22 protein-coding genes and 1 tRNA gene are annotated in these 22891 nt (G+C 68.9%); 13 read left to right on the top strand and 10 right to left on the bottom strand.

What is annotated here, in order from left to right:
- Window position 1: 1 nt before the first annotated feature.
- Complete coding sequence (glmU, locus tag AAY78_RS14030; protein WP_046748907.1) at window positions 2–1432, bottom strand: bifunctional UDP-N-acetylglucosamine diphosphorylase/glucosamine-1-phosphate N-acetyltransferase GlmU; 1431 nt, start codon at window positions 1430–1432, stop codon at window positions 2–4.
- A 1-nt stretch (window position 1433) separates the two neighbouring features.
- Window positions 1434–1505, bottom strand: a tRNA-Gln gene (locus tag AAY78_RS14025).
- Between the two features lie 112 nt (window positions 1506–1617).
- Here AAY78_RS14025 and AAY78_RS14020 point away from each other — a divergent pair.
- The 3 genes from AAY78_RS14020 to AAY78_RS14010 are packed head-to-tail and all read left to right on the top strand — an operon-like array spanning window position 1618 to window position 3562.
- Complete coding sequence (locus tag AAY78_RS14020; protein WP_046748906.1) at window positions 1618–2091, top strand: GNAT family N-acetyltransferase; 474 nt, start codon at window positions 1618–1620, stop codon at window positions 2089–2091.
- A 30-nt stretch (window positions 2092–2121) separates the two neighbouring features.
- Entirely contained in the window at window positions 2122–2616 is a 495-nt protein-coding gene (locus tag AAY78_RS14015) for a MarR family winged helix-turn-helix transcriptional regulator (RefSeq protein ID WP_029260528.1), read from the top strand.
- Between the two features lie 19 nt (window positions 2617–2635).
- Window positions 2636–3562 (top strand): pseudouridine synthase, encoded by a 927-nt coding sequence (locus AAY78_RS14010; protein ID WP_197077705.1) that lies wholly within the window; start codon window positions 2636–2638, stop codon window positions 3560–3562.
- A 7-nt stretch (window positions 3563–3569) separates the two neighbouring features.
- On the opposite strand, the gene AAY78_RS14005 is transcribed toward AAY78_RS14010, so the two are convergent.
- The 6 genes from AAY78_RS14005 to AAY78_RS13980 all read right to left on the bottom strand — a co-directional run bounded on the left by AAY78_RS14005 (window position 3570) and on the right by AAY78_RS13980 (window position 11053).
- On the bottom strand, window positions 3570–4229 hold the full coding sequence (locus AAY78_RS14005) for a methionine ABC transporter permease (RefSeq protein ID WP_046748904.1): 660 nt from the start codon (window positions 4227–4229) through the stop codon (window positions 3570–3572).
- Window positions 4229–5272, bottom strand: a complete 1044-nt coding sequence (locus tag AAY78_RS14000; protein WP_046748903.1) for a methionine ABC transporter ATP-binding protein — start codon at window positions 5270–5272, stop codon at window positions 4229–4231. Before AAY78_RS14000 ends, AAY78_RS14005 begins: the two co-directional genes overlap by 1 nt.
- 95 nt (window positions 5273–5367) lie before the next feature.
- Window positions 5368–6279: a MetQ/NlpA family ABC transporter substrate-binding protein gene (locus tag AAY78_RS13995; protein WP_046748902.1), complete on the bottom strand. Its 912-nt coding sequence runs from the start codon at window positions 6277–6279 to the stop codon at window positions 5368–5370.
- 96 nt (window positions 6280–6375) lie between these two features.
- A complete protein-coding gene (locus AAY78_RS13990; RefSeq protein WP_082108701.1) occupies window positions 6376–7341 on the bottom strand; it encodes a quinone oxidoreductase family protein in 966 nt (321 codons plus the stop codon).
- A gap of 81 nt (window positions 7342–7422) precedes the next feature.
- A complete protein-coding gene (locus tag AAY78_RS13985; protein ID WP_046748901.1) occupies window positions 7423–9189 on the bottom strand; it encodes a Na+/H+ antiporter in 1767 nt (588 codons plus the stop codon).
- A gap of 40 nt (window positions 9190–9229) precedes the next feature.
- Window positions 9230–11053 carry an ABC-F family ATP-binding cassette domain-containing protein gene (locus AAY78_RS13980; RefSeq protein WP_046748900.1) on the bottom strand — a complete coding sequence of 608 codons (1824 nt, stop codon included), beginning with the start codon at window positions 11051–11053 and terminating at the stop codon, window positions 9230–9232.
- A 107-nt stretch (window positions 11054–11160) separates the two neighbouring features.
- Here AAY78_RS13980 and AAY78_RS13975 point away from each other — a divergent pair, with 107 nt between their 5' ends.
- Entirely contained in the window at window positions 11161–12147 is a 987-nt protein-coding gene (locus AAY78_RS13975) for a spermidine synthase (RefSeq protein WP_156172658.1), read from the top strand.
- Between the two features lie 42 nt (window positions 12148–12189).
- Here AAY78_RS13975 and AAY78_RS13970 read toward each other — a convergent pair whose 3' ends face one another.
- A complete protein-coding gene (locus tag AAY78_RS13970; protein ID WP_046748898.1) occupies window positions 12190–13311 on the bottom strand; it encodes a DUF998 domain-containing protein in 1122 nt (373 codons plus the stop codon).
- A gap of 115 nt (window positions 13312–13426) precedes the next feature.
- On the opposite strand from AAY78_RS13970, the gene AAY78_RS13965 reads away from it, so the two are divergent.
- The 8 genes from AAY78_RS13965 to AAY78_RS13930 all read left to right on the top strand — a co-directional run bounded on the left by AAY78_RS13965 (window position 13427) and on the right by AAY78_RS13930 (window position 21153).
- Window positions 13427–14383 carry a helix-turn-helix domain-containing protein gene (locus tag AAY78_RS13965; protein WP_046748897.1) on the top strand — a complete coding sequence of 319 codons (957 nt, stop codon included), beginning with the start codon at window positions 13427–13429 and terminating at the stop codon, window positions 14381–14383.
- Window positions 14384–14603: 220 nt separating this feature from the next.
- A complete protein-coding gene (locus AAY78_RS13960; RefSeq protein ID WP_046748896.1) occupies window positions 14604–15392 on the top strand; it encodes a MoaF C-terminal domain-containing protein in 789 nt (262 codons plus the stop codon).
- Between the two features lie 24 nt (window positions 15393–15416).
- On the top strand, window positions 15417–15806 hold the full coding sequence (locus AAY78_RS13955; RefSeq protein WP_046748895.1) for a nuclear transport factor 2 family protein: 390 nt from the start codon (window positions 15417–15419) through the stop codon (window positions 15804–15806).
- 73 nt (window positions 15807–15879) lie between these two features.
- A complete protein-coding gene (locus AAY78_RS13950) occupies window positions 15880–17052 on the top strand; it encodes an ABC transporter substrate-binding protein (protein WP_046748894.1) in 1173 nt (390 codons plus the stop codon).
- A 79-nt stretch (window positions 17053–17131) separates the two neighbouring features.
- Entirely contained in the window at window positions 17132–17992 is an 861-nt protein-coding gene (locus AAY78_RS13945) for a branched-chain amino acid ABC transporter permease (RefSeq protein WP_046748893.1), read from the top strand.
- Window positions 17979–19751, top strand: coding sequence for a branched-chain amino acid ABC transporter ATP-binding protein/permease (locus AAY78_RS13940; RefSeq protein ID WP_046748892.1), 1773 nt, complete (start codon window positions 17979–17981; stop codon window positions 19749–19751). Before AAY78_RS13945 ends, AAY78_RS13940 begins: the two co-directional genes overlap by 14 nt.
- On the top strand, window positions 19748–20440 hold the full coding sequence (locus tag AAY78_RS13935) for an ABC transporter ATP-binding protein (RefSeq protein ID WP_046748891.1): 693 nt from the start codon (window positions 19748–19750) through the stop codon (window positions 20438–20440). Before AAY78_RS13940 ends, AAY78_RS13935 begins: the two co-directional genes overlap by 4 nt.
- A 62-nt stretch (window positions 20441–20502) precedes the next feature.
- Entirely contained in the window at window positions 20503–21153 is a 651-nt protein-coding gene (locus tag AAY78_RS13930; protein WP_046748890.1) for an HAD-IA family hydrolase, read from the top strand.
- Between the two features lie 26 nt (window positions 21154–21179).
- On the opposite strand, the gene AAY78_RS13925 is transcribed toward AAY78_RS13930, so the two are convergent.
- Window positions 21180–22214: an aldo/keto reductase gene (locus AAY78_RS13925; protein WP_046748889.1), complete on the bottom strand. Its 1035-nt coding sequence runs from the start codon at window positions 22212–22214 to the stop codon at window positions 21180–21182.
- Between the two features lie 118 nt (window positions 22215–22332).
- On the opposite strand from AAY78_RS13925, the gene AAY78_RS13920 reads away from it, so the two are divergent.
- The gene (locus AAY78_RS13920; RefSeq protein WP_046748888.1) at window positions 22333–22890 is read left to right on the top strand and encodes a TetR/AcrR family transcriptional regulator; all 558 of its coding nucleotides are present in this window, start codon (window positions 22333–22335) and stop codon (window positions 22888–22890) included.
- Window position 22891 lies beyond the last annotated feature (1 nt).

Here is a 22891-nt window from a genome sequence, read left to right as displayed (position 1 = left end):
CCTATTCCGCCGAATTCTCCCGGGACGCAGCATCCGCCGCGCCCGTCCCTGCTCTGTTCTTCTCGACCCAGCCCTCGATGTTGCGCTGGGGGGCGACGCTCATGGCCAGAGCGCCGGCGGGGACGTCCTTGCGGACGACGGCGCCTGCACCGGTCTTCGCACCGGCTCCCAGCCTAACGGGCGCGACGAGCACCGTGTGCGACCCGGTGTGCACCTCGTCGCCGATCTCGGTGCGGTGCTTGTTCACGTCGTCGTAGTTGGCGGTGATCGTGCTCGCACCGAGGTTCACTCCGCGACCGATCGTCGCATCGCCCACGTACGACAGGTGCGGCACCTTGCTGCCCTCGCCGATCTCGGCGTTCTTGGTCTCGACGTACGCGCCGATCTTGCCCTTGGCGCCCAGCACAGTGCCGGGGCGGAGGAAGGAGAACGGACCGACCGTCGCCTCGGCGCCGATGACGGCCAGCGTCGCATCCGTGCGGCGGACGACCGCATCCTCACCGACCTCGCAGTCCACGAGCGTCGTATCGGGGCCGATGACGGCTCCGGAGGCGATGGCCGTTGCCCGCAGGATCTGCGTGTTCGGGAGGATCGTGACGTCGGGCGAGAGTGTCGCGTCGTCGTCGATCCACGTGGTGGCGGGGTCGATCACGGTGACGCCCTCGAGCTGCCACCGGCGCACGATCCGCTGGTTGAGCAGGCGCCCGACGAGCGCGAGCTGCGTGCGGTCGTTCACGCCGTAGGTGACCGTGACGTCCGACACGACCGACGCCGCGACGCGGTCGCCATCGCGGCGGAGCAGTCCAGGCACGTCGGTCAGGTACATCTCGCGCTGAGCGTTGTCGAGGCTCAGCTGCGGCAGGTAGGTACGCAGCGTCGCGGCGCGGAACACGTACATACCGGCGTTGATCTCACGGACGGCCGCCTCTTCCGGGCTCGCATCCTTCTGCTCCACGATGCGGTCGACCCCGCCATCGGCATCGCGCACCACGCGACCGTAGCCGGTGGGATCCTCCACCAGCGCGGTCATGAGTGTGGCAGGCGCCCCGGACGCCCGGTGCTCAGCGAGGAAGGCCGAGAGGGTGTCGGCATCGGCGAGGGGGCAGTCGCCGGAGAGTACGAGCACGTCGCCCTCGAAGTCGGCGGGCAGCGCATCGACGGCCACCTGCACCGCACGACCCGTTCCGGGGATGTCGTCCTGGTCGACGAAGACCGCGTCGGGATAATCGGCGGCGAGGGCGGCCACCACCTGGTCCCGCTCATGCCGCACGACGACCTCGACGTGCGTCGCCTGCAACCGCTGCGCTGTGGTGAGCACGTGCCCCACGAGTGGACGTCCGCTGATCGGGTGCAGCACCTTCGGCAGACGCGACTTCATGCGAGTGCCCTGCCCTGCGGCGAGGACGATGATCGCGAGATTGTTCCCAGTCATGCTCCGCCGCCAGGACTCGAACCTAGACCTCACAGCTCCAAAGGCTGTCGTGCTGCCATTACACCACGGCGGACCGCGCCGCCCATGAAGGCACCGCGGGGACAAGTCTGCCATGCTCCGGCCCCGGTTCCGCTGACACCGCGGCCCGTCATCCGCGTGAAATACCGATCTGCAATGCTGACGACATGAGCATCGTGATCGAACGGGTGCAGGCCGCGAGCCCCGCCCTGGCCGAGTTCCTGGTCGCCCACCATGCGGAGTTGGAGCACACCGCTCCTGCGGAGAGCCGCCACGCCCTGGTGTTCGAGCGGTTGCTGGCTCCGGGAGTGCGGCTCTTCGCCGCGCACCTCGACGGTGCTCCCGTGGCCACCGGCGCCCTGGCGACTGTCGAGGAGGGACACGAGGAGATCAAGTCGATGCGCACGGACCCCGCCCTGCGCGGACAGGGCCTCGGCCGCGCCATGCTCGCGTTCCTCCTGGCGGACGCCGAGTCCAGGGGCATCAGCCGCCTCTCGCTCGAGACCGGGAGCGCGGACTTCTTCACCCCGGCACGTGCGCTGTACGCCGCGGCGGGATTCCGCGAGTGCGGCCCGTTCGGCGGCTACGCGCTCGATCCGTACAGCACGTTCATGACGGTCACGCTCCCGACCGCGTCCTGATCTCGTCGCCGCGCGCGCGATAATGGGCGGATGAGCGAGGTGGATGAGGTCGACCGGATCGTCGGCGCGTGGAACACCCAGCGTCCCGACCTCGACTTCTCCCCGCTCGAGGTCCTGTCGCGGATGGACCGGTTGTCGCGGCACCTCGATCGCGCCCGCCGCGATGTGTTCCGACGGAGCGATCTGGAGCACTGGGAGTGGGACGTGCTCTCCGCGCTGCGGAGAGCGGGGGCGCCGTTCCAACTCTCCCCCAAGCAACTGCTCCAGCAGACCCTGGTCTCGAGCGGCACCATGACCAACCGGATCGATCGCCTGGTCGGGCGTCGGTTCGTGCGGCGCGAGGCTGACCCAGGCGACGGTCGCAGCGTGCTGGTGACGCTCACCGATGACGGGCGCATCCGCGTGGACGCCGCCATCACGCGTCTGGTGGATGTGGAGGCCGATCTGCTGCAGGCGCTCTCCCGCTCCGACCGCGACCGCCTCGCGGGGCTGCTGCGCAAGCTGAGCCTGAGCTTCGACTCGTGACCGGCCGCAGCTGATGGGCATGCCCTCTCCCCTGCCCGTGCGCGACGGCGTGGGAGCCACACGGCTGCACGTGCCCCTCACCGGCTCGTGGCCCACGGTCGCTGCCTACATGATCGAGAGGTTCTTCCACCTCGATCCCGAGCGGCTGCTCGAGCGGTTCGATCGCGGCGACATCGTTCGCGCCGACGGCTCTGCGGTCCCGCGCGATGCCCCGCTCGGGAGTGTCGAGTTCATCTGGTACTACCGCGAGCCCGCCATCGAGACGCGGATCCCGTTCGAGATCGAGATCCTGCACCAGGACGAGCATCTCGTCGTCGTGGACAAGCCGCACTTCCTGCCAACGACTCCCGGCGGCAAGTTCCTGCAGAACTCGGCACTGGTGCGGCTGCGCAACCTCCTCGACAACCCGGACCTGGCGCCCATCCACCGTCTGGACCGCGCGACCGCCGGACTGCTGATGTTCTCGACGCGGCCCGTCACCCGCGGCGCCTACCAGCTGATGTTCGAGAACCGGCAGGTGCAGAAGGTCTACGAGGCGGTGTCCGCGCTGCCCGCGCACGGCGAACTCCCCTCGTTCCCGCTCGTCTACCGCAACCACATCGAGAAGCCGCGTGCCCAGGTGCGGGTGCAGGTCGACGACACCAGGGAGCCGAACGCCGAGACGCTGATCGAACTGATCGGCGCCGATGACCGTGTGGTGCACACCCTGCTCCGCCCGCACAGCGGGAAGATGCATCAGCTGCGCGTGCACCTCGCCGCCCTCGGCATGGGCATCCTCAACGACCGGTTCTACCCCGAGCTGCTCGACGATGTGCCGGACGACTTCGACCGCCCGCTGCAGCTGCTCGCACGCGAGCTGCGCTTCGTCGATCCGCTGAGCGGCGCGGAGCGGGTCTTCACCACGAGGCGGGCGCTGCAGCACGCGCCTCGTGGTGAGAATCCGTAGGCTCGCGTCAGCGGCGCATGACCTTGCGGGCCAGGCGGGTTCCGAGCATCTGCACGAGATGCACGAACACGACGATGAGGACGATCGCCGCCCACATCACGAGCGGCTCGAACTGTCGGAAACCATAGATCTGGGCGAATGCGCCGAGGCCACCGCCACCGACGAGACCTGCCATCGCCGTCATGTCGATGAGCGCGACCACGATGAACGTGTAGCCCAGGATGAGCGGTCCGAGCGACTCCGGGATCGCCACCGTGAACAGGATGCGCCAGGGCCCTGCACCCATCGCACGCGCCGCCTCGATCACGCCGGGCGAGACCGAGATCAGATGCTGTTCGACGATCCGTCCGATCGCGAAGGCCGCGGCGAGACCGATGATGAAGGCACCCGCCGTCGTGCCGATGCCGACACCGACCACGGCACGGGCCAGCGGCTGCGCGACCACGAGGAAGATGATGAACGGGATGGGGCGGAAGAAGTTCACCACGAGGTTCGCGAACAGCGAGACCGGCTTGTTCTGCGCGAGGCCGCCCGGCCGCGTCACGTACAGGATGATGCCGATAGCGAGACCGAGCACGCCACCCAGCACGAGCGCGAAGGAGGTCATGTAGAGCGTCTCGAGGGCAGCCGCCCAGAATTCCGGCCACAGTTCGTTCAGGCGTTCCATCAGTGCGCCTCCTCTCCGGCGATCTCGGTCACTTCGACACGTCGGGCGATGCTCGCGAGGGTGCGATCGATCGCCGCGGCGTCACCGCGGATCGCGAGTGTCAGGTGCCCGAAGGCCCGTCCGCGGATGTCGTTGATGCCGCCGTAGACGAGCTCGAAGTCGAGGCCGGCACCGGCGAGATCGAGGAAGACCTGCGCCTGCGAGGAGTCGCCGTCGCGGAACGAGAACGTGACCAGGCGGCCCTGATGGCGCTCGCGGAGCACCGCCAGCTCTGCGGGTGACGGCACGCCCTTGACGACCGTTCCGACGAAACGCTGCGACGCCGGGTTCTGCGGCGCGGAGAAGACGTCGAAGACATCGCCGTGCTCGATCACGCGACCGTTCTCCATCACCGCCACCTTGGTCGCGATGGTCTGGATCACATCCATCTCGTGCGTGATGACGACGATCGTGACACCCTGCTCGCGATTGACGCGCTTCAGCAGATCGAGCACCTCGTGGGTGGTCTGCGGGTCGAGGGCGCTGGTGGCCTCGTCGGCGAGGAGGATCGCCGGCCCGGTGGCGAGGGCACGGGCGATGCCTACGCGCTGCTTCTGGCCGCCGGAGAGCTGTTCGGGATAGGCCTTCGCCTTGTCGGAGAGACCGACGAACGAGAGCAGTTCCGCCACACGTGTCTCGATATCGGCTTTCGACCAGCCGGCGAGCTTGAGCGGATACGCGATGTTGGACCTGACGCTCCGCGAGGAGAACAGGTTGAACTGCTGGAAGATCATGCCGATCCCGCCGCGGACCTTGCGCAGCTCGCTCTCCTTCAGCGCGGTGATGTCCACGCCGTCCACCGTGATGGTGCCGCTGGTGGCCGGTTCCAGTGCGTTGATCAGGCGCACGAGGGTCGACTTTCCCGCCCCGGAATAGCCGATGATCCCGAAGACGTCGCCCTTCTCGATCGAGAGGGAGACGTCGTCGACGGCCACGACCTCGGCGCCGTCACGGGTGCGGGGCGGGTACGTCTTGGACACGTTCGTCAGGGTGACGATCGGCATGTGGTGCTCCGGTCTGCTTCGGGAACGAAGAATCGGGTGACGCGTTTTCGCGCCACCCGATTCTCCCTCATCGGACGGGGTGGATCTCCCGCGTCCTACTTCTTCGCGTCGGCGTCCTTCTGGACCTTCGCGAGCGAGGCGACCAGGTCATCCACCGGCGTCTGCAGCGCCACGGCGGTGCCGCCCGACGACTCGAGAAGGCCCTTCTGGACGGCCTCGTTCGTCTGGAAGATCTCGACGAGCTTGAGGTAGGTCTCGTTGTCGGCGTCCTCCGCACGAGCGGCGAAGATGTTCACGTACGGCAGCGCGCTGGGATCCTCGGGGTCGTCCTGGGCGATCGCGTCTTCGAACGTGAGGCCGGCGTCCTGCACGAAGTCGTTGTTGATGATCGCAGCGGCGACGTCGGGCAGCGAGGTCGGGATGAGCGCGGCCTCGAGCGCCTTGACCTCGACCTTGGACTTGTCGGTGTCGATGTCGGCGAGGTCGGAGTACGGCGTGCCGCCGCTCTTGAGCTCGACGAGGCCGGCCTGCTGCAGCACGTTCAGCGCACGCGCCTGGTTGGAGGCGTCATCGGGGACGGCGACGGTCTCGCCCTCGGGGATGCTGTCGACGTCGTCGTACTTCTTCGAGTACAGACCGAGCGGGTAGATCGCGGTCGAGCCGATCGGGGTGAGGTCGGAACCCGAGGCGTTGTTGTACTCGGCGAGGTACACGATGTGCTGGAACTGGTTGAGGTCGATCTCCCCCTCGGTGAGCGCGGGGTTCGGCTGCTCGTAGGAGCCGAAGTCGACCAGCTCGACCGTGATCCCCTCTTCGGCTGCGGCGTCGACGAAGGCCGGCCACTGCTCGTCGCCCTTGCCGACGACGCCGATCTTGACGACCTCGTTCTCGGAGGACCCCTCGCTGCCGGATCCGGCATCGGACGACCCCGTGGCGCACCCGGCGAGCGCGACGAAGAGCGGGACCGCGGCGAGCGCGGCCAGGATGGAAGTGGTGCGGCGTGACATGTGAAGGAGTTCCTCTCTTGGGGGACTCGAATACGTTAGGCAGGCCGCGCGGCGCACGCGGAATCGAGTGTCACACGGCGTCACAGCGAGGCGTGGTCAGGGCCGCGGCACCCTCAGGGCCAGCTTGCCCACGTAGTGCTCTCCGAGCGCCCGGTGCGCCGTCGCGATCTCATCGGCGTCGAAGACGCGGGACACATGCGGTGAGATGTGACTCGACTCGATGACCTCGTTGAGACGCTGCAGTGCGGCGCGGCTGCGATCGCCGTCGTAGAAGGACACCCGATCGACGAGCTGCGCTGACGGCGGCGGGTTCACGCCGTGCGCCCACGCGATGCGGCCGGTGGGTGCGACTGCGCTCAGTGCCTCCTCGGCCGCCGTTCCTCCCGCCGTGACCAGGGCCCCGTCGAGCCCGTCCGGTGCGAAGCGCGCGATGGCCGCCGGCACGTCGTCACTCCGACCGTCGACGACCGCGTCGGCTCCGAGTCTGCTCGCGAGCGCGACTCCGTCCTGTCCCGAGGCCACGGCGAGGACACGAAGCCCTCGATGCTTGGCGAGCTGCACCGCGAGATGGCCGATCCCTCCGCTCGCGCCGAAGATCATCACGGCATCACCGGGACTCGCATCGATGGTGTCGAGTCCGCTCGTGGCCGTGAGCGCGTCCCAGGCCAGCACTCCTGCCTGCTCGTCGGTCAGACGGGCGGGCACCGGAGCGACGTGTTCCTGGTCGACCACGGCGTACTCGGCGTAGAACCCGCCTCTCGGGACGGGGGTCGAGGCGGCGTACACCCGGTCGCCCGGGGCGAAGCGCGTCACCTCGGCCCCGACCGCCTCGACGGTCCCCGCCCCTTCCCACCCGAGGATGTAGGGGAAGGTCGTCGGCACGCCGAATGCGCCTTCATAGTGACCCTCGCGCTCCTCTCGGTCCCACGACCCTAGCCCTGCGACATGGATGCGGATGAGCACGTCGCTGTCCCCGACCGTGGGGACCGGAACCGAGTGTTCATGCAGTTCCGTCTCGTCACCGAATCGATCGAGGATGAGGGCTTTCATCGTCGTGGGCATGGGACTCCTCGTTCTCATCGGTGGGTCCGGCTCTCGGACGCCCGGACGCCCGGACGCCCGGACGCCCGGACGCCCGGACGCTCAGTCGTAGTCCTCGATCCCCTGCAGGCGCACCTGCTCGAGGTCGAGGCGGGCGGAGATGCGACGCACCACGATGTCGTCGATGGTGCCGGCGCCGCGCAGTCCGAGCAGGACCTCGCGCTTGCGGTCGAGCAGGGCGAGCTTCAGGCGCGTGTGCTCCTCGTGTCGGACCAAGGGCGACCGCTGTGCCAGATCGACGTCGGCGGAGGTCGCGATGATCTGCAGTACGGTGCCGTCCGTGGCCTCTCCCTCCACGACCTGCGAGACGCCGCCTCCGGGCGCCGGGTCGCCACCGACGTCGGCGGTTCCCGCGCTGAGCGGGTCGGGCTCGCCGAGCATCTCGTCCAGCACGTCGGCCTCAGCGTCGACGAGGGCCTGCTCGCGGGCCAGCGACCGGGCGTTGGCGAACTCGAGCATCTGATACCCCTCCGATCGCACGCGATCCAGGACCTCCTGGCCCACACCGTGCTCGGCGGCCAGGTCGTCGAGGGCGGCGAGGGCGGCACCGGAGATCGCCCGCTCTGCGAGCTCGTACTCCTCGTCCTCGGCGTGGTCGACGGGGAACCGCGCCCATCGCACGATGGCGGGCAGCAGCGGACCCTGCACGAGCAGACTCAGCAGGATGACACCCGCCGTCACGAACACGATCTCGTCGCGACCGTTGATCGCGCCGCCCTGGGTGATGCTCGTCGGGACGGAGAAAGCGATGGCGAGGGAGACGGCACCGCGCATGCCGGCGACGGTGGAGACGGCCCTGGCCCGTGCTCTCGCGCCGGGCGCCGGACGCGGACCGCTCTGCCGCTGGAACACCACGTTCAGCAGCTGGAACACATAGCGCACCACCAGCAGCGTCGCCCAGACGGCGAGAGTGATGAGCACCAGGCGCCCGATCGCGGCGGCCGAGATCTCATGCGCGACGTACTGCACCTCGAGACCGATCAGCACGAACAGGGCGCCGTTGAGCAGGAAGACACCGAACGGCCACGCCGCATCCGCCTGGCGTCGCGACGAGGCGGTGGTCACCCGCGGAGAGACGTACGCGACGATGAGCCCCGCCACCACGACCGCCAGCACTCCGGAGGCGTGCACCATCTCGGCGGCGAGGAATGCGGTGAACGGGATCAGCAGCAGCGCGACGTTGATCACGATCGTCGACGAGGTGCGCCGCAGCAGGAGGTAGCCGAGAGCCGCGATGACCACGCCGGCGGCGATTCCACCGACGTAGGAGATCAGCACGTCGAGCGTCACCGACAGCGGGGTGATCTGGCCGCCGAGCGCGAGCGACACCGCGATCGCGTACAGCACCAGGGCCGTGCCGTCGTTGGTCAGGCTCTCGGCCTTCAACTTCATGAACATGCGGCGCGGCAGTAGACGCCCGAGGGCCGCGACGGCGGTGGCATCCGGTGGGGCGACCGCAGCGCCCAGGATGAGGGCGATCTCCCACGGCATCCCGAACAGCACACCGATGCCCGCGACCGCGAACGCCGAGGCGACCACCAGCACCGTGCTCATGGGCAGGATGTAACGGAAGTCGCGGCGGATCGACCGCAGGGACGTGGTGAGGCTCTCCCAGAAGAGCATCACCGGGAGGAACAGCAGCAGCACCGTCTCCGGGGGCAGCTGCACTTCGCGAAGCTGCGGCACGAAGCCCAGCAGCAGTCCGAAGATGACGAGGACGAGGGGCAGCGCGAGACGCACGCGCGGGGCGATCAGGGTTCCGACGAGAATCGTGAGTCCGAGCAGGACTGTTACTTCGAGGCCTTCCATCCCTACCTCCCAACAGCGGTGAGAGAAGGATATTCCTCCGTCAGCCGATCTCCTCGGTGAGTTCGAACCAGCGCAGCTCGAGCTCTTCGATCTCGGCCTGCTGCTCGCTGATCTTCTTCATGCGATCGCCCAGCCCCGCATAGTCGGACTGGTCGTGATCGGCCAGCGCGGTCTTGGCGGCGTTCACCTGCTGGGTGAGCTTCTGGATGCGGCGCTCGAGCGCGGAGATCTCCTTCTGCGCCGCGCGCAGCGCCGCTCCGTCCATGCCCTTCGTCGCCGCCGCTGAGGTTGCCGTCGCTGCCGCCGTCGCGGTCTGCTTCGAGCCCGCGGACGACTGCAGTTCGCGCAGGCGGAGGTACTCGTCGACCCCGCCGGGGAGGTGGCGCAGATGGCCGTCCAGGATCGCATACTGCTGATCGGTGACGCGCTCCAGGAAGTACCGGTCGTGGCTGACGACGAGGAGGGTGCCGGACCACGAGTCGAGGAGATCCTCGATCGCGGCGAGCATGTCGGTGTCGAGGTCGTTGGTCGGCTCGTCGAGGATCAGCACGTTCGGCTGGTCGAGGAGCACGAGGAGCAGTTGCAGACGGCGCTGCTGTCCACCGGAGAGGTCCTTGACCGGGGTGGAGAGCTGAGCGGAGTCGAACCCGAGGCGCTCGAGGAGCTGCCCCGGCGTGAGGTCCTGCGCCTTCGAGCCCGCGCCCATCGTGTAGGAGGTTCGCAGGCCGGAGATGATCACGCGCACCGGGTCGTTCCAGTGCTGGGTGAGCTCGTCGAGCCGCTGCGTGAGGGTCTGCACCTTCACGGTCGTGCCGCGCTTGACCCGACCGACGGTGGGTTCGACGGTGCCGGAGATGAGGCCGAGCAGGGTCGACTTCCCCGCGCCGTTCACACCGAGGATGCCGGTGCGCTCACCCGGTGCGATGCGCCATTCGATGTCGCGCAGCACGACCTTCTCGCCGCCGTCCGCCGTCGGGTAGGTCACCCCGACGTCGAGCAGATCGACCACGTCCTTGCCGAGGCGTGAGACCGCGAGCGACTGCAGCGACACCTTGTCGCGGATCTCGGGAACGTCGGCGATGAGCTCGTTGGCCGCATCGATGCGGAACTTCGGCTTCGCGGTGCGGGCCGGGGCGCCACGACGGAGCCAGGCGAGCTCCTTCTTGGCGAGGTTCTGGCGCTTTGCCTCGGTGGCGGCCGCCATGCGGTCGCGTTCGACACGCTGCAGGATGTAGGCCGCATAGCCGCCCTCGAAGGGCTCGACGATGCGGTCGTGCACCTCCCAGGTCTCGGTGCAGACCTCGTCGAGGAACCACCGGTCGTGGGTCACGACCATGAGGGCGCCCGAGTTCGACGACCAGCGCCTCTTGAGGTGCCCGGCGAGCCACGTGATCGCCTCGACGTCGAGGTGGTTGGTCGGCTCGTCCAGCGCGATGACATCCCAGTCACCGGTCAGGAGCCTGGCGAGCGATACCCTGCGACGCTGTCCACCGCTGAGAGAGCCGATCTCGGCGTCCCACGGCAGATCGGTGAGCAGCCCCTCGATGACATCGCGCACCCGCGCGTCGCCCGCCCACTCGTACTCCGGAGTGTCGCCGACGACCGCGGCGCTGATCGTGAGGTCGTCCGGAAGATTGTCGGCCTGATCGAGCACCCCGATGCGCGTGCCGCCACGCACCGTGACGCGTCCGGAGTTCGGCTCCTTGATGCCGGCCAGCATGCCGAGGAGGCTCGACTTTCCGTCTCCGTTGCGGCCGACGATGCCGATGCGATCGCCCTCCTCGATGCCGAGGGTCACGGAGTCGAAGACGACCCTTGTCGGATATTCGAGGTGGAGGGCTTCAGCCCCGAGAAGATGTGCCATGTTCCCTCCAGGGTAGCCGCGCCCGGTGACGCCAGGACGACCGCCGCCGTCGGACCGCGGCGGGTGGCCGGATCGTCGTTCGGCTCCGCCCGATCTAAAATCGACGGGTGCCAAGGAATCGCCGGGTGTTCTCGCTCATGCTCGACAACCGCAGGGCGAAGCTGATGGAGTCGAGAAGGCGCCCAGGGCACTACGAGCTCAGTGTCGACGGGATCGCGCAGTCGGTGGTCTCGATGACCGACCCGACCACACTCGAGTACGCGTACACGCAGCACATCGCGAGAGCGATCGATGCCGCGGCTGAGCCCGGTGCACCGCTGTTCACCGTGCACCTGGGAGCCGGAGCGCTCACGCTGGCACGCTATGTCGAGGCCACGCGCCCCGGATCCCCGCAGCTCGTGGTCGAGTTCGAACCCGCGCTCTATGCCGCGGTGATCGCCGCGCTGCCCCTCCCGCCCGGCGCTGATCTGCGCGTCGTCTTCGGGGACGCGCGGGCCGTCGCGGACGCGGAACTCCCCCACACCGATCACCCCGACACAGATCACCCCGACACAGATCACCTCGACGCGGATCACCCTGACACGGACCGATCGGCGGTGCCGGAATCCCCTTCCCCGGGGCTCGGCGCCCCGACGACGGGTGGCAGTGCCGTCGACACCGATTGGGTGGATGCACGCTTCACCGTCGTCGACCTGTGGGACGCCGCGGTCATCCGACACCGTGTGGCCAGCCAGGAGTTCTATCGTCGGGTCGCCGCCCGCTCCGCAGCAGGCGCCGTCGTGGCGGTGAACCTCCTCGACGGGCATCCGTTCGAGTATTCGCGGCGACAGGCGGCGACGCTGCGGTCGGTGTTCCAGAATGTCGCCGTCGTCCTGGACGCCGAGCCGGAAGATGATGAGGGGCCTCTCGGCAACGTCGTCGTGTTCGCGAGCGATGAGCCGCTGAGCGTCGTGAGGGACCCCGACCTCCTCGGCGCACCGCGACCGCATATGCTGCACGACGCGTCCCTGACCGCATGGATCGACGGAGCCCGCATCATGACCGACGCGGACGGCACGGATTCCCCCGACCCCGACGACCCGATCTGGGACTAGGAGTCGACCCGATCCGGGACGAGGCGTCGAGCCGATCCGGGACTAGGCGTCGACCGGGGACCGGTCGGCCCGCGCATCGGGAGTGGGCGCTGAGACCGACCCGGCCGTGCGCAGGAAGACGATGATCCAACTGAAGATCAGCACCGCGGCGATCAGCTCGACCGCGGTGAGGTTGTAGTAGCCGACCGCGAAGAAGGCGGCGAGCAGGATGATCACCAGAACGTAGATCCAGCCGAACGCCACGAACACGCGCGGGATGCTCGGCAGGAACCACGGCAGCCCGACGACGATGATCCCGAAGACGACCGTCATGCCCGTCGCGACCGTGTTGTGCAGGAGGAAGAACTCGTCGACGGGGAAGAGCCCGACGCACGCGAGGAAGATCCCCATCAGGATGAGCCCGCCGCGCACCATGAACCGGCCGCGACGCTCCTCAGGGGTCTCGGCCGGCAGGCCGGCTGTGGCGTACCGGGAGATGGTCGTGACCATGATCCCGGCGATGACCAGCGTCACGTTGAAGGCGACGGACGCGCTGTTGGTGCTCATCCCGAGCGCGGAGAGGTTGTCACGCCACCAGTGCACATCGCTCGAGGCGAGCATGCTGGCGAACGCTCCGACCACGAGGAACACGGCGAGCACCAGCGAGAGCACCATGGGGTTGAGAGCGACCGCGCTGAGGAAGCAGACGTATCCGGTCAGGGCGAAGGCCACGGCCACCAGGATCGCTCCGGGGAGCGGGAACACCGGGGCGTCCGTGAAGCTCCGCTCGAGGAGTTCGGCGATGCCGAGCCAGCCGAGGCAGGCGATCGCCGCGTGGGCGAACGCGATGGCGGTGAGGTCGTACCAGCGCAGCCGATCACCCGGCACGCTGAAGCCGTCGCGGACCGCCTGCGGGTCGGGCCGTTCCGGTCGCACCGCGAACCGGCCGAGCGTGAACGCGATCACCGCGGTGATGGCCCCGCCGCATGCGGCGAAGACGCCGATCGACCCGCTGCCGCTGATCGCCAGGTCGTGACCCCAGAACACCGGCAGGCCGATCGCGAACCCCGCGACGAAGAAGCCGGCACCGACGATGAGTGCCGTCGCCTCGAAGACCGCGGCGGACGTCTCCGGGCCGCGCACCTGTCTCAGCACCTGCACGACTCTGCTCGCCAGCGCGTTCATCCTCGTCCTTCCCGGTCCACATCATAGAAGGAGCGCAGATCCGGCGCGGCCGGTGGTACCATCACGGAACGGATCGTATACAACGTCGTCGTTCCACCACCCGAGGTGATCAGTCATGAACGGTGCACCCGCTGCCCCCGCCGAATCGGTATCGACTCTCGTCGCGCGCAACATCAGTGATTTCAGAGCCGCCGTCTCCGAGTCCTTCGTCCCGCTGCAGGTCTCCACGGCAGGGCCCGACCACTTCCGCGGCGTCATCCGTGGTGCGTCCGTCGACGAGGTCCACGTGACCGAAGTGCGCGCCACATCGCACATCGTCGAGCGCACCCCGGAGCTGATCGCCAGGAGCGACCGGTCCTACTTCAAGCTCAGCCTGATGCTCGCCGGCACCGGCCTGTTGATCCAGGACGATCGGGAGGCCGTGCTCCAGGCCGGGGATCTCGCGGTGTACGACACCGATCGGCCGTACTCGCTCGTCTTCGACGAGGGGTTCCGCACGATGGTCGTCATGTTCCCGAAGCACCTCCTGAGCCTTCCCCCCGACGTGGTCGGCCAGCTCACCGCCGTGCGCATCTCCGGGCAGGAGGGTCTGGGCGGAATGGTCGTGCCGTACCTCACCCAACTCGCCGGGAACCTCGACCAGCTCGCCGGTGCCACCGGGGCACGCCTCGCGCACAGCGCCCTCGACCTCGTCTCCACGGTCTTCACCCGCGAGCTCGGGCTCGACGGTGTCTCGGCGGATCCGCATCGCGCGCTCGTGCAGCGCATCCGCTCCCACATCGACCGGAACCTCGCGTCGACCGACCTCGGTCCCGCATCGATCGCCTCGGCACACTTCATCTCGACCCGTCACCTGCACGGCCTGTTCCAGGAGCAGGGTGTGACCGTGTCGACGTGGATCCGCACGCGCCGTCTCGAACAGTGCCGCCGCGATCTGCTCGACCCGATGCTCGCCGACCGACCCGTGGCCGCGATCGCCGCCCGCTGGGGCTTCGTCGACGCGGCGCACTTCAGCCGCGCATTCAAGTCGGCATTCGGGATCTCCCCCAGCGAGTACCGCGCCGCACACTGAGCGCGACCCGAGGACTCACCGTGCGGGACCGGTGATCGATGCGCGCGGAATCGCCGTCACGACCGCTTGCCCTGGACGGCACGCCGGTTGACTCTCGGCGCGCGATGGGCCTCGCGACCTTGAGCCCCTGAGGGCGTCGGACCGAGCATGAGGCAAGCGCATCGCGACGACGCGGTGCCCGGGGCGAAGAGGCCCTGCCGTGTGCGACGTCTGGACCCGCATGACCGACATCACGACCGACCCGGCACTGGATGAATGGCGAACCTACGATGAGTTCGCCGCCGGGATCGACACCTTCCGCCTGCCGAGCACGCTGCTCGCCGGAACCTCCTTGACGCTGACCCTCGACGACGGCGGCACGCTCTCGCTGCGCTTCGACGAGGAGACCGTCACCTGGGAGGGCTTCGGGGTCGGCGGCACGGACCCGTATGACGCCGTCCGTGTGCGCGAGGACGTCGTGTTCATCAACATCCCGTTCGAGAGCCGGGAGCGCGAGGCCCTGACGGTCGTGGTCTCCTCCTCCACGCATCGGGCGACCGTCATCCGCTCCCGCATCGCCTCCGAGGCCGTCGAGGGCACTCCGCAGGTCGGACAGGACTTCTGGGCGGCCACGACGGATGCGGGACCGGCCACCGGCGAGGTCCCCGGCCCCAGCCGCGACCTGATCGGCAAGCGCAACATCTACCGTTACAGCCCGTACCACCTGTACGAGCACGTGTACGTGTCGAGCCAGCGGTACGCGTGGCAGTGCCTCGAGGGCGTGCAGCGCGGTCACGGCGACATGGACCTGTCGACCGTCTGGAAGTTCGCCGACGGCCTGTACCTGTTCTGCTTCCGCGAGTTCCGCATCGCCGTCGCGAGCGTCTGGCTGCACGACCTCGGCTACCAGCTGATGACGACCGGGATCTTCCTCGGGCTGAACGGCGATGGCGACTCCGAGCACTCCAGGGCCGGCGGGCACATCTACCCGCTCGGCTCGGTCGCCTATCCCGACGCGCAGCCCGTCTGATCGACAGCGAGAACAGGAGACACCATGGGCAATGCCGACATCATCCGCGAACACTACGCGGCGAGCGACCGCGGCGACCTCGACGGGATGCTCGCGCCGTTCGCACCCGATGTGCAGTGGACCGAGGCCGCCGGCTTCCCCTACGCGGGAACCTACATCGGCCCCGACGCGGTGGCCGCCAACGTGTTCCAGCGCATCCAGGAGGACTGGGACGACTACACCGTGGCCATCGACGAGGTCCTCGACGCCGGCGATGCGGTCGTGGGCATCGGCACCTACTCCGGCACCTATCGGCGCACCGGCCGCTTCTTCGCCGCACGGGTGGCCCATGTGTGGCGCCTGGCGGACGGCAAGGTCGTGGCCTTCGAGCAGTTCACCGACACCGAGCTCGTGTCCCGCGCACTGCGCGGCTGAGCGACGCCACCCCATCACTGCGCGACACGAACGGCACGCACAGCACGATCCGAACACGAGAGGCAGGAACCACATGAACAAGCGCGCATCAGGCGCCGCGGCACTCATCGCCGTGGCAGCCCTCGCCCTGGCCGGCTGCGCCGGAGGAGACGGCGGATCCGGTGGGGGCGACGGAGCCCCGATCGTGGTCGGGTCCATCAACACCATCAGCGGGCCGGCCACCTTCCCCGAGGCCTCCCAGGCGGCGGCCGCGGTCTTCGACGCCTTCAACGACGCCGGAGGACTGGACGGCCGCAAGATCGACTACAAGACCCTCGATGACAAGGGCGACCCCGCCACGGCGACCGCCTCGGCCAGGGAACTGGTCGGTAGCGACGGCGCCGTCGCGCTGGTCGGCTCCGCGAGCCTGATCGAGTGCGAGATCAACGCCAAGTACTACGAGCAGGAGAGCATCCTGTCGATGCCGGGAATCGGCGTCGACACCGGCTGCTTCGACAGCGAGAACATCTCACCGGCGAACGTCGGCCCGTTCAACGACATGACCCTCACGCTGCAGTACGGATCCGAGGTGCTCGGGCTCGACGACATCTGCATCCTGCTGGAGATCGCCGGCTCCACCCGGCCGACCTACCAGGCCGCCATCGACAAGTGGTCGGAGATCACCGGCAAGGAGCCGAAGTACGTCGACGACACCGTCCCGTACGGCGCATCCGACTACACCCCGTACATCGTCAAGGCGCGCGAGGCCGGCTGCAAGGCCCTCGCGATCAACCCCGTCGAGCCGGACGCGATCGGTCAGGTCAAGGCCGCGAACGCCCAGGGCTGGGACGACGTCACCTGGCTGTACCTGACGAGCGTCTACAGCGAGAATTTCGCCGAGGCCGTGGACGATGCGGGAGCCGGCATCTACGTTCCCGCCGAGTTCTACCCGTTCACGGACGACAGCGAGATCAACGCCGACTGGCGCACCCTGATGGAGGACAACGACATCCCGCTGACGTCGTTCAGTCAGGGCGGCTACCTCGCGGCGACCTACTTCATCGAGGTGCTCAAGGGCATCGACGGCGACATCACCCGTGAGAGCGTCTCCGAGGCGCTGAAGAACATGGAGCCGATCGAGAACCCGATGGTCGGCACGCCCTACGCGTTCGGCACGCAGAACACCGCGGGCTGGCCGATCATCCTCAAGTCCGGCACCCACGCCTGGGAGCAGGTCGCCGACGACTGGCTCCGCATCGGCGAGTAATCCACCAGACCGCCTGCCGCCGGGCGCATTACCGGCGGCAGGCACCTTCCCCCTCCCCCTCGGAACAGAAAGGACGCCCATGCTGCAAGGTGCCATCGCGGGGCTCGCCGCCGGCGGTCTCTACGCGGTTCTCGGCGTATGCCTGACGCTCATGTCCCGGCTCGTGCGGGTCGTGAACTTCGCCCAGGCCGCGACCGGCATGTTCGGCGGCTTCACAGCCGTGTGGTTCGTGCGCGAACTGGGGCTGCCCATCTGGGTCGGTTCCGTGCTCGGGGTGCTCGTGGCAGGGCTGCTGGCCGCGGCGATCGGCTTCATCGCTGCGACGTGGCTGTCCGAAGCGTCGACCACGACCCGCTCGGCGATGACCGTCGGCCCGCTGCTGCTGCTGATCTCGATGTCGTTCATCCTGTTCGGCAACAAACCGCAGCCGTTCGCGCCGATCATCGCCGGGCCCGCTTTCACGATCGGCGGCGTCGTCGTCAGCCAGGTCACGGTCGCAACCGTCGCGATGGCGATCGTGACGGCCATCGCCGTGCGCATCGTCCTGCGTCGCACCAGAGTCGGAACGCAGCTGCGCGCCCTCTCCGAGCGCCCCACGACGGCCGAGCTGCTCGGCATCCGCTCGCGGCCGCTCTCCATCGCGGTGTGGTTCGTCACGGGTGTGATCAGCGCGATCGCGATCATCATCGTGGCGCCGTCGCAGTCCAACGACGCGACGAGCCTGTCGATGCTCATCGTGCCCGCCGCCGCGGCCGCGCTCCTCGGCGGCTTCCGCCGTCTCGACCTCGCCGTCGCCGGCGGACTCATCCTCGGCGTGCTCGGCGGACTCGTCGCCCAGATCGACGAGGTCGCGCTGGTGCGCAACTTCCTCCCGTTCCTGTTCATCGTCGTCCTGCTGCTCTGGACGCAGCGCAAGGAGGTGTGGGATGCCGCTCGTTGACCGCCCCTGGTTCCGGGTCACCTGGCCGTTCGCCGTCGCCCTCGTCGGCATCGGGGTCGGCGCGATCCTCAGCTCGGCCTTGCCCGGGTACTTCGTCTTCCTCGCCATCAGCGCGGTCACCGCCGCCATCGCCATCCTCGGCCTCGGCATCGTGACCGGCTCCGCAGGGATGATCGCCCTGTGCCAGCTCACGTTCGCAGCCGTCGGCGCCTGGATCGTGTCGCTGCTCAACGTTGTGCAGGCGCCGGGAGGATTCCTCCTATGGCTGATCCTCGGCGGTGTCGCGGCGGGGCTCGTCGGCATCCTGGTCGGCCTTCCCGCCCTGCGGCTGCGGGGGGTGAACCTGGCGGTCGTGACCCTCGGCTTCGCCGCAGCGGCCGACGTCACGCTGGTGCAGATCCAGTTCCCCGGCTCGGCGGACGGCACGGCCATCGAACGACCGGAGATGTTCTCGAACGACCGCGAGTTCTTCTTCCTGTCCATCGTCGTGCTCGCGGTCTGCGCCCTCGGAGTGTTCTTCCTGCAGCGGGGCCGCTGGGGGTCGAGCTGGAAGGCCGTGGCATTCTCCGAACGGGGAACCGCCGCCTCGGGGCAGAGCGTGCAGGCGGCCAAGCTGACCGCCTTCGCCGTCTCCGCGGCCCTCGGCGGCATCTCGGGTGGGCTGCTGGCCGGTCAGGTGCAGCTGCCGTTCGCGTCGAGCTTCACGCCGCTGCAGTCCCTCGCGCTCTACGTGCTGGCGATCATGTCCGGCGCCCACCTGATCGACATGGCGATCTTCGGCGGGCTGCTCTGGGTGCTCGTTCCCGAGCTGCTCAAGCGCTGGGGTGTGCCGCAGGACTGGGCTTTCGTCGTCTTCGGCGTGCTGGGCGTGCAGGCTCTCACCAGCGGGACCAACCTCGGCCAGGGCATCCGCAACCTGCTCTACCGCCGCGCGGACCGGCGAACCGCGAACGCTCAGCTCACCGCCCTGCCGGCCGATGCCGGAGCCGATGCCTCGGCCGTCACGACGACGACAACGGCCACGGTCGACGATGCGGACCTGCGTGGTGCGCCCGTGCTCACCGTGGAGGGTCTCACCGTGCAGTTCGGCGCACTCAAGGCACTGGACGATGTGTCGTTCCAGGTGCCGGCCGCATCGATCATGGGGCTGATCGGGCCCAACGGCGCAGGGAAGTCGACCTTCGTCGACGCGATCAGCGGCTTCCTGCCGAAGCACGGAGGACGTGTGCTGCTCGGCGACCGCGACCTGGCCGGCCTCTCCCCCACCCGTCGCGCGAGATTGGGGCTGCGGCGCACGTTCCAGCAGGATCGGGTCCCGCCCGCGCTCACGGTCGGCGCCTACGTGCGGTTCGTAGCCAGACGCCGGCTCGCGAAGGCCGACATCGACGAGGTGCTGGAGTTCTTCGGCTGCCCTCCCTCCCGCGCGCGCCTGTCGAGCGTCGACGTCGGCACCCGGAGGCTCGTGGAGGTCGCCGCGAACGTCGCCGCCCGACCCCGTCTGCTGATCCTCGACGAACCCGCTGCCGGCCTGTCGCACGAGGAGCACCTGGCGCTCGCGGCACGTCTGCGAGACCTGCCGGCGCGCTACGGCGTCGCGCTGATCATCATCGAGCACGACCTCGACCTCGTGCGCTCCGTATGCCCCACTCTGACCGTGCTCGACTTCGGTCGGGTGCTGGCGAGCGGGCCGCAGGCCGAGGTGCTCGCGAACCCCGACGTGGTGAAGGCCTACATGGGAGAGACGGAGCTGCTGACATGAGCGAACTCGTGCTGGACGCCGTGACGGTGAGTCGCGGAGCCGGACCTGTCATCTCCGACGTCTCGCTGCGGGTCGCCGGCGGCGAGGTGCTGGCCCTGGTCGGCCCCAACGGTGCGGGGAAGACGAGTCTGATCGAGTCCGTCTCCGGTGTGACCCCTCACTCCGCGGGGACGATCACCCTGGACGGCGAACCCATCGACCGGCTCTCCCGTGTCACGAGGGCGCGCCGCGGCATCGTGCACATCGAGCAGGGCCGTGCCGTCTTCCCGTCGCTGACCGTGCGGGAGAACCTCTCGCTCACAGCGCGCACCCCTTCGGAGTTCGACGCCGTCCTGGCGCAGTTCCCCGAACTCGAGAAACGCATCGACGCCCCCACCGCCCTGCTGTCGGGTGGGGAGCAGCAGATGGTCGTGCTGGCCAGGGCATTCGCCGCGAAACCCCGCATCCTGCTGATCGACGAGATGTCGCTCGGCCTCGCCCCCGTCGTCTTCCTGAGGCTGATGCCGATCGTGCAGTCCGTCGCCGAGTCCGGGGTCGGGGTGCTGCTGGTCGAGCAGTTCACCCAGCTCGCTCTCGGGTTGGCCGAGGAAGCGGTGGTCGTCGCCGGCGGGCGCGTCTCGTTCCAGGGCACGGCGCAGGCGCTGCAGGAGGACCCCGCGTTGCTGCACCGGGCCTACCTCGGCGGCTGAGCACGTGTCGGGGGTCGAGCGACCGTCGGCGATCACCGGGACGTGGGGATTAGCCTGAGAGGATGACCCAGACCATCCACGCCCGCGCTGCCCTCCTCGACATGGACGGCACCCTCGTCGACTCGACCGCCGTGGTGGAGCGGCTGTGGCTGGCCTGGGCGGAGCCGCACGGGATCGCCCCCGAGACGGTGCTGAGTGTGGTGCACGGACGTCAGGGTCACCAGAGCATGGCGATCATGCTGCCCGAGCGCGATCACGCGATCAACCTCCGCGAGAACGAGGTCATGCTCGCGAACGAGGCGTCCGACGTGGAAGGCGTCATCATGATCCCCGGCGCCGACGGTCTGCTCGATGCTCTGCAGCCCTTCGCCCACGCGATCGTGACCTCCGCCAACGTCGCCTTGATGACCGCGCGGATGCGTCAGGCCGGGCTGACCGTGCCCGCCCTCGCCGTGACGGCCGAGAACGTGTCCGCGTCGAAGCCCGACCCTGAGGGCTTCCTCCTCGCTGCGCGCACGCTGGGCGTCGACCCCGCGGACTGCCTCGTGTTCGAGGACTCCGGCGCCGGGATCCAGGCCGCCCACGCCGCGGGCATGCGAGTGATCGGAGTCGGCCCGCACGCCGCCGCCCACGCCCCGACCGCGCACGTGGACGACCTCACGCAGGTGTCGATCGCCGCCGTCGACGACGGCTTCGAGCTCCGGATCGGCTGAGCGGTCCGGAGCTCACACCCGGTCGCCTAGGCGGCGGAGCGGTGCGCCACCGGTCGCCGTCGCAGCGCGGGCTCGAGCACAGCGGGCGGGTTGTACTGCTGATCGAGGCGTCCGACATCGGTGCCGGGCGGCACGATCGCGTCGATCCGGTCGAGCACCTCGTCCGTGAGCGCGATGTCCACTCCCGCAAGCAGGTCGTCCAGCTGCTCCATCGACCGCGGGCCGATCAGCGCGCTCGTGACACCGGGATGCGCGATCGCGAACGCCATCGCGAGGTGGGTCATCCGGATGCCGGTCTCCTCGGAGAGCGCGACGATCTGCTCCACGGCGTCGATCCGCCGCTCGTCCTGGTTGTGCCGGAACATGGTCGCGCGAGCGAGATCGGTCTGCTGTCCCCTCCGGAACCGTCCGGTCAGCATGCCGCCGGCGAGAGGACTCCAGACGAGGGCGCCCATGCCGTAGCGCTGCGCGACGGGCAGCACTTCCCGTTCGATGCCACGGTTCAGGATCGAGTAGGTCGGCTGCTCGGTGCGGAAGCGCTCGAGGCCCCGACGCTCGGAGGTCCACTGCGCCTCGACCTGCATCGAGGCGGGGAAGTCCGAGCTGCCGATCGCCCGCACCTTGCCGGTGCGGACCAGATCGGTCAGCGCGGAGAGCGTCTCCTCGAGGTCGACGGTGTCGTCAGGACGGTGCGCCTGGTACAGGTCGATGTAGTCGGTCCCCAGCCGACGGAGCGAGTCCTCGACGGCGCGCATGATCCATCGGCGGGAGTTGCCGCGCCTGTTAGGGTCGGTGCCCATCGGTCCGTTGAACTTCGTGGCCAGGACCACGTCGTCGCGACGGCCGGCGAGCGCCTTGCCGATGAGCTCTTCGGAGCCGCCCTGCGAGTATCGGTCGGCCGTGTCGATGATGTTGATGCCCGCATCGATGGCTCGATGCACGATGCGGATGGAGTCCCGCTCGTCGCCGTTCCCGATGCTGCCGTCCGTGCCGAGCATCATGGCCCCGAGGGCGAACGGGCTCACCTGGATCCCGGTCCTGCCGAGGGTGCGGTAGTGCATGTCGTGTTCCTTCCATCGATGGCGCTCTGCTGTCCGGTGCCCTATCGTTGACCGAAGTGGAACGCCTTTCCGGAAGCATACGGAACAGTGTTCCGTTTATGCAACCCCCGGAGGATCCATGCGCGCCGACGCCCGCCGCAATGCCGACGCACTGACCGACGCCGCGCGCGAGGTCTTCGCCACGGAGGGGGTCGACGCGCCCGCGAGGCTGATCGCCGAGCGCGCAGGCGTCGGAGTGGGCACCCTGTACCGCCGCTTCCCGCAGCGGTCGGACCTCGTGGTCGCCGTCTTCCGGCATGCCGTCGATGCCACCGCGGCGGCCGCGGACGAGCTCGCCGCCGCGCACTCCCCGGATGACGCGCTCGCCCTGTGGCTGCAGCGCTTCACGCAGTTCGTCGCCACGAAGCGCGGGCTCGCTGCCGCGCTGCACTCCGGAGATCCCGCCTTCGAGGCACTGCCGTCGTACTTCACCGCCGAACTCGGCGGAGCGCTCGAACGTCTTCTCGACGCCGCAGCCGAGGCGGGGTCGATCCGCCGCGACGTCGACGCGACGCAACTCCTGTACGCCGCAGCGAACCTCTGCCACTCCGCGGGGTCGGAGGAGCAGAGTCAGGTCCTGGTCGGGCTGCTCGTGGACGGTCTCCGCTACCGCGCAACGGCCGGGACCCGCCCCTGAC

The sequence above is a fragment of the Microbacterium sp. Ag1 genome, assembly GCF_001005635.1.
Lineage (GTDB): Bacteria > Actinomycetota > Actinomycetes > Actinomycetales > Microbacteriaceae > Microbacterium > Microbacterium oxydans.
Note: the sequence above shows the minus strand (reverse complement) of the source record. Positions and strands in the feature narration are given on the sequence as shown.

Coding starts and splice junctions, on each gene's coding strand:
- glmU (WP_046748907.1), bottom strand. CDS start 1,432: ATGACTGGGAACAATCTCGCGATCATCGTCCTCGCCGCAGGGCAGGGC.
- AAY78_RS14020 (WP_046748906.1), top strand. CDS start 1,618: ATGAGCATCGTGATCGAACGGGTGCAGGCCGCGAGCCCCGCCCTGGCC.
- AAY78_RS14015 (WP_029260528.1), top strand. CDS start 2,122: ATGAGCGAGGTGGATGAGGTCGACCGGATCGTCGGCGCGTGGAACACC.
- AAY78_RS14010 (WP_197077705.1), top strand. CDS start 2,636: ATGCCCTCTCCCCTGCCCGTGCGCGACGGCGTGGGAGCCACACGGCTG.
- AAY78_RS14005 (WP_046748904.1), bottom strand. CDS start 4,229: ATGGAACGCCTGAACGAACTGTGGCCGGAATTCTGGGCGGCTGCCCTC.
- AAY78_RS14000 (WP_046748903.1), bottom strand. CDS start 5,272: ATGCCGATCGTCACCCTGACGAACGTGTCCAAGACGTACCCGCCCCGC.
- AAY78_RS13995 (WP_046748902.1), bottom strand. CDS start 6,279: ATGTCACGCCGCACCACTTCCATCCTGGCCGCGCTCGCCGCGGTCCCG.
- AAY78_RS13990 (WP_082108701.1), bottom strand. CDS start 7,341: ATGCCCACGACGATGAAAGCCCTCATCCTCGATCGATTCGGTGACGAG.
- AAY78_RS13985 (WP_046748901.1), bottom strand. CDS start 9,189: ATGGAAGGCCTCGAAGTAACAGTCCTGCTCGGACTCACGATTCTCGTC.
- AAY78_RS13980 (WP_046748900.1), bottom strand. CDS start 11,053: ATGGCACATCTTCTCGGGGCTGAAGCCCTCCACCTCGAATATCCGACA.
- AAY78_RS13970 (WP_046748898.1), bottom strand. CDS start 13,311: ATGAACGCGCTGGCGAGCAGAGTCGTGCAGGTGCTGAGACAGGTGCGC.
- AAY78_RS13965 (WP_046748897.1), top strand. CDS start 13,427: ATGAACGGTGCACCCGCTGCCCCCGCCGAATCGGTATCGACTCTCGTC.
- AAY78_RS13960 (WP_046748896.1), top strand. CDS start 14,604: ATGACCGACATCACGACCGACCCGGCACTGGATGAATGGCGAACCTAC.
- AAY78_RS13955 (WP_046748895.1), top strand. CDS start 15,417: ATGGGCAATGCCGACATCATCCGCGAACACTACGCGGCGAGCGACCGC.
- AAY78_RS13950 (WP_046748894.1), top strand. CDS start 15,880: ATGAACAAGCGCGCATCAGGCGCCGCGGCACTCATCGCCGTGGCAGCC.
- AAY78_RS13945 (WP_046748893.1), top strand. CDS start 17,132: ATGCTGCAAGGTGCCATCGCGGGGCTCGCCGCCGGCGGTCTCTACGCG.
- AAY78_RS13940 (WP_046748892.1), top strand. CDS start 17,979: ATGCCGCTCGTTGACCGCCCCTGGTTCCGGGTCACCTGGCCGTTCGCC.
- AAY78_RS13935 (WP_046748891.1), top strand. CDS start 19,748: ATGAGCGAACTCGTGCTGGACGCCGTGACGGTGAGTCGCGGAGCCGGA.
- AAY78_RS13930 (WP_046748890.1), top strand. CDS start 20,503: ATGACCCAGACCATCCACGCCCGCGCTGCCCTCCTCGACATGGACGGC.
- AAY78_RS13925 (WP_046748889.1), bottom strand. CDS start 22,214: ATGCACTACCGCACCCTCGGCAGGACCGGGATCCAGGTGAGCCCGTTC.
- AAY78_RS13920 (WP_046748888.1), top strand. CDS start 22,333: ATGCGCGCCGACGCCCGCCGCAATGCCGACGCACTGACCGACGCCGCG.